Consider the following 2,150-nt stretch of genomic DNA (forward strand, 5'->3'; position numbering starts at 1 on the left):
AATATCAAGATTATATGTGTCAGGAAGAAAAGAAAAGGAGACCAAGCAACCGTTAGTGGCTTAATCTCCTTGGATAGCATCAACCCTATTGGACATAGAGCCCTTATTTGAAGTGCTTTTTGTCTAAATAATTGAAATTTTTAATTATCTAAATTATCAATATGTTTTTTATATTTTTTTATTTTATACTCACCTAAGCTATAATTTAACATAAAAGAAACTAGCAGTAATCCAAAAAATTCAATTATATAAACAATTAATTCCAACACATATTCTACCTCTAAAAATGTAAAAAATAAACAGATACCTGTAATTACAACACTAAAAATTAGAGATTCAATTAAGTAAGATTTTACTCTTTGCATTTTAGCTTGTTTTGATTTTCCAATAGTTAGTTTCTTACCTGAAAAACTAGTAGGTAAAAACAATTCTTTATCAGATCTTAACCCAATTAAATATATAATACCAATTAATAAAAGTAATATTATTTCCCAGTTCGTTGCTGAAATATCTTTTGTTCTCACATACTTGTATGTAATGTAATTTCAACAAGTAAATAAAAGATTGTTACAACTACAATTATTGACGATACGTCACCAATGTATTTTCTTTGTCTTTCATCAATTATCGGATAAATTTCATTGTTAGCTTTATTTTTTTTCATCTTCATCTTCCTCCCAAAATAAATCGTTCAAAGTTTTCTTTGTAGCTTTACATATAGCAATACATAAATTCAATGTTGGATTATAATTTTTATTTTCGATTAATCCAATCGTTTGTCGAGTAACTCCTACAATATTCGCTAGATCTTCTTGAGATAGATTACATTCTGCTCTAGCTATTTTTAATTTATTATTTTTCATAGTGGTTACCTCCTATAAATAATGTAATATATTTATTGCTTTGTGTCAAATATATATTGCGTTATGTTTTGAATTTAAGATTTTTGTTAATTTTCTTTAGTCAATATCTTTTAAATGTTTATACTATACGTCATCACAAAACCTGCAGACTTTTATGAAAATATACGGTAAAATACAATTAAAAAATGATGAAAATTGATTTTGATGATGTGATAAAATTAGAGCTTTTTCTAAAATAGAAAACAGTAATTGTATTTTATCTCAATAGAAGCCAATTTACTGTTTGTTTTTTATAGAGACTTTGTTTTTATGTTTGTTGTTTATGCTTAGAAATTTCTATTTTATACAGAAATTTATAAAAAGCTGCGGTAAAATATAGTTAGAAAAAACATGGCTTAATACCTGTTACTTGATTTGTTTTAAGTAGCAAGCACAGTCAATGAGTACCCATTGACGAAAAATTGATGAAGCAGACCACTAGGGACTGCTTCTTTTTTTATTCAATTTTAACTTGTTAGGGAGAACCCTAAGACCCTGAAATTCAAAAGAAAAGAAGATAATAATGGAAAATAGAAGGAGAAAAAATCAACTAAAAATTTGGTTAGATGATGAAGAATTAGCTCTTTTTAAGAAGAAATTAGAAATGTCTAAATGCAATTCGATAGGACAATTTATTAGAAAAAGTATTTTAGAGAAAGAAATTTATGTTGTGGATTTAGAACCGATTGTTAGATTAGACTGGCTTTTTTCTAATGCAACAAATAACATTAATCAAATTGCAAAACACACCAATCAGACAGGTGTCATCTATCATGAGGATATAAAATCAATTAGAAAAGATCTTGACAACTTTTCTAAAGAGTTGTGGCAAATTCATTCCCTACTCCTTGGTAGAACAAAAGAAAGGAGCGATTAATATGGCAATTACTAAAATCCATCCGATTAAAAAACGCTATCTTATGCTATAGATTACACCACTGATGATATGAAAACAGATGATAAAATTCTTGTTTCATCTTTTAATTTTAATCCCATATCTACCCATAAACAGTTTGAAGCGAGACGAGAACCGTTCGATACAAAGGGAACAGTTTTAGCTAGACATTTAATTCAACCCTTCTTTCCTGGAGAAACAGATGCTGAAACTGCCCATCGAATTGGACGAGAACTTTGTGAAAAAGTTTTAGGAAATGAATATGAATATGTACTAGCAACCCATGTAGATAAAGACAATATCCACAATCATATCATTTTTAATAATGTAAATTTTGTTACAGGCAAATGCTA

Annotated in this window: 3 protein-coding genes and 1 pseudogene; 2 read left to right on the forward strand and 2 right to left on the reverse strand. The window is 27.7% G+C overall.

Annotation, left to right across the window (positions count from 1 at the left end; all coding sequences use genetic code 11):
* Nucleotides 1-140 precede the first annotated feature (140 nt).
* Nucleotides 141-524: a hypothetical protein gene (locus ACQV2P_RS08495; RefSeq protein WP_428894889.1), complete on the reverse strand. Its 384-nt coding sequence runs from the start codon at nt 522-524 to the stop codon at nt 141-143.
* A gap of 126 nt (nt 525-650) precedes the next feature.
* Nucleotides 651-863, reverse strand: a complete 213-nt coding sequence (locus ACQV2P_RS08500; protein WP_428894890.1) for a helix-turn-helix transcriptional regulator — start codon at nt 861-863, stop codon at nt 651-653.
* A 562-nt stretch (nt 864-1,425) separates the two neighbouring features.
* Between ACQV2P_RS08500 and ACQV2P_RS08505 the strand changes: the two genes are divergently transcribed.
* Together ACQV2P_RS08505 and ACQV2P_RS08510 are read left to right on the forward strand one after the other, a co-directional pair.
* Complete coding sequence (locus ACQV2P_RS08505) at nt 1,426-1,779, forward strand: plasmid mobilization protein (protein WP_428894891.1); 354 nt, start codon at nt 1,426-1,428, stop codon at nt 1,777-1,779.
* 1 nt (nt 1,780) lies between these two features.
* Nucleotides 1,781-2,150: pseudogene (locus ACQV2P_RS08510) on the forward strand (relaxase/mobilization nuclease domain-containing protein); the annotation flags it as partial.

The organism is Facklamia sp. P12932 (assembly GCF_050409545.1).
Lineage (GTDB): Bacteria > Bacillota > Bacilli > Lactobacillales > Aerococcaceae > Facklamia.